Origin of the sequence: Fervidobacterium sp. (genome assembly GCA_026419195.1) — a bacterium.
Classification (GTDB): Bacteria; Thermotogota; Thermotogae; order Thermotogales; family Fervidobacteriaceae; genus Fervidobacterium.
This window is the reverse complement of sequence record JANZZV010000042.1, coordinates 1-1,670: the sequence shown is the minus strand read 5'-3', so window position 1 is coordinate 1,670 and position 1,670 is coordinate 1. Positions and strand designations below refer to the sequence as shown.

Genomic DNA, 1,670 nt, shown 5'->3' with positions numbered 1-1,670 from the left:
ATTGCGTACTGTCAATGGTCGGCTTGTTGGTGTGGGGTATGGATTTGCCAGTAGTTTTGAAAAAAATCATTGGCGATCCAATCCACTAGGAAATGCCAATACGATATTAAAGATAGCGAAGAAACGCAGCCATGTTGATGCGGTATTGACTGGTTTAGGTGCAAGCAATGTATTTACTCAAGACATTGAAGATTATGAAGCCAGTCAACTTGAAGAACCCATAGAACCTTCTGATGGGCAATTCAAGCTATTAGCCACACTCATCAGCAGATATGCCGCAAAATTTGGTAAAACCCCACCGGCGGCAGAAGAAGCATTAGAAAGAATAATTGGGAAGAAAATAAAAGATTTAAGCAAAAACGAAATGCATTTGTTAATTACATTTATGTCTGTTGTACGCTTAGACAATGCAAAAGAAGTATTTGAATTTATTCTTTCTAAAATACACAACAACAACAGCTTTTGGAATGTTTTAAAAGAAAATAGCAATTTAATTGAGCAATTAGTTCAAAAACGAATAATTTTCGATGAATTTAAGAAAAGATTCAAATAATTTTGTAAAAACAAGGAGGAGGGGGATTATGAAATTTACAAAAGCATTTAAAGATGATTACACCTTTATAGATTTTCATCTTAATGAAACGGAAAAGATTATAACAACGTATCGAAGGAAATGGCTTTGGGACATTGCAGATGCATTAGCAACGCATTTTTTACCCACTATATCTAAATCAAGTGATGTGACCTGCACGGCTGAATTGCGTGCAGGTCACTTGGTATTCCGATGGGGGGAAGTCACAAGAAGTTACAAACAAGGATACTATGATTTTCTTGCTTGGTATGATTGGCAAATTTTAGCTTATGATCAACTACGAGCCAAAACAAGGTTAAATCCCAGCTGTGTAGTTATAGACGACTCGCCATTCTTCCCACCACTGGAAGAATTGATGAGACAAAACAATCTTGATGAAATTGATTTAAGAAAAAAATTACGTATAAGCGAACAAACGTTGGAAAAATTGCTACATTTGCAAATTCCGATCTCCAATGACCTACTTGGGAGGATGATCAAGGCGTTTGGTGGTTTCAATCCCTCATAGTTACGCTACAAACATTATGTTCCCGCGTCGAATACCCAAAAACCTCCAAGAGTTTCAATCCCTCATAGTTACGCTACAAACGTGCCGGGGAGAGGGAAACAATTTATTCTCCCCGGGTTTCAATCCCTCATAGTTACGCTACAAACTCAACCAACCAACTTGGCTCAAACGATTCCATTTTGGTTTCAATCCCTCATAGTTACGCTACAAACACAATAAATCCTGTTAATGAGATTTCGAATACAACATGTTTCAATCCCTCATAGTTACGCTACAAACGTTTGGTAAGCTTGTTGATGAGCTTGTCAAGTATACGTTTCAATCCCTCATAGTTACGCTACAAACACGAGTGCCGAGATTTCCTCGGACACTCGGAAACTGCGTTTCAATCCCTCATAGTTACGCTACAAACAAACTACGAGAAAGTACGAATATCTTCACGAAACTAGTTTCAATCCCTCATAGTTACGCTACAAACCGAACGGCGTCAAAGAGAATGTTCTCTATGCCGATGTTTCAATCCCTCATAGTTACGCTACAAACTAAGCCTGGCAGCATTGTCGTGCGGAC

The 1,670-nt window shown here is 38.4% G+C and carries 1 protein-coding gene and 1 CRISPR repeat array; the gene reads left to right on the top strand.

Annotated elements, in window-relative coordinates; translation table 11 throughout:
• Nucleotides 1–553, top strand: a 553-nt coding sequence (locus N2Z58_09375) for a hypothetical protein (protein MCX7654868.1), incomplete at its 5' end; no start/stop codon positions are given.
• A 530-nt stretch (nucleotides 554–1,083) separates the two neighbouring features.
• A CRISPR array of direct repeats spans nucleotides 1,084–1,643; the repeat unit is 30 nt; unit sequence GTTTCAATCCCTCATAGTTACGCTACAAAC.
• Between the last annotated feature and the right edge of the window lie 27 nt (nucleotides 1,644–1,670).